The 1,197-nt window shown below is 63.6% G+C and carries 1 protein-coding gene; it reads left to right on the top strand.

Translation table 11 applies throughout. The annotated features are described in order from the left end of the window. Nucleotides 1-117: 117 nt before the first annotated feature. Nucleotides 118-1,197, top strand: a 1,080-nt coding sequence (gene istA, locus ACK8OU_RS20220) for an IS21 family transposase (RefSeq protein ID WP_410305126.1), incomplete at its 3' end; no start/stop codon positions are given.

Raw genomic sequence — 1,197 nt, forward strand, 5'->3', positions numbered from 1 at the left:
GAAACGGCGGTGCAAAATTAGGCCACGGTAGCGGCGGGATCGTCTCGCTGCGGGCGGAGTAAAATCCTGCCACTTTTCCCTTCTTGCGGCAGCAGGGAGGGTGGGGAGATTTATACCGTGGAACTTTACAAGAAGGTTCGCTTGGCGTGTGCCGAGGGCATGAGCGCGCGGGCGGCGGCGAAGCATTTCAACATTTCGCGCGGGACGGTTGAGAAGATGTTGGCCTTCTCGGTGCCGCCTGGCTACCGGCGGGACAAGCCGATCAGGCGGCCGAAGCTGGACGGGTTCACCGAGTTCATTGACGCCTGGCTTGAAGCCGACAAGGCGGTGCATCGCAAGCAGCGTCATACGGCCAAGCGGATATGGGAACGGCTTCAGGCCGAGCATGGCTTCACCGGCGGCTATACGATCGTCAAGGATTACGTGCGTGAGCGTGAGCGGCGGACACGGGAGATGTTCGTGCCACTGGCCCATCCGCCGGGCCATGCTCAGGCCGATTTTGGCGAAGCGGTCGTCGTCATCGCCGGTGTCGAGCAGAAGGCGCATTTCTTTGTCATCGACCTGCCGCACAGCGATGCCTATTTCGTCCGGGCCTATCCGGCGGCGACGGCGGAGGCCTGGATAGACGGGCATGTCCGCGCCTTTGCCTTCTTCGGCGGGGTGCCGCAGTCGGTGCTCTACGATAACGACCGCTGCCTGGTCTCGAAGATCCAGCCAGATGGCACGCGCATCCGCGCCACGCTGTTCAGCGGCTTGCAGTCGCATTACCTGTTTCGGGATCGCTATGGTCGGCCCGGGAAGGGGAACGACAAGGGCGCTGTCGAGGGGATGGTCGGCTACGCCCGCCGCAACCACATGGTGCCGATCCCCCACTTTGCCAGTTGGGACGCCTTCAACGCCGACCTTGAAGGGCAGTGCTGCGCACGCCTCACGCGCATTCTTCGGGGTCACAAGGAGACGATCGGCGAGAGGCTGCAGCGCGATCTGGCGGCGATGCGCCCATTGCCTACTGCCCCGTTCGACGCCTGCGACCAAGCGAGCGGCAGGGTCAGCTCGCAGTCGCTCGTGCGCTATGACACCAACGATTACTCGGTCCCGGTCGCCTATGGCCATCAGGATGTCTGGATCCGCGGCTATGTCGATGAGGTCGTGATCGGCTGTCGCGGGGAGGTGATCGCCCGACACCCGCGCTGTTAC

Origin of the sequence: Pontitalea aquivivens, assembly GCF_046507575.1 — a bacterium.
Classification (GTDB): Bacteria; Pseudomonadota; Alphaproteobacteria; order Rhodobacterales; family Rhodobacteraceae; genus Pontitalea; species Pontitalea aquivivens.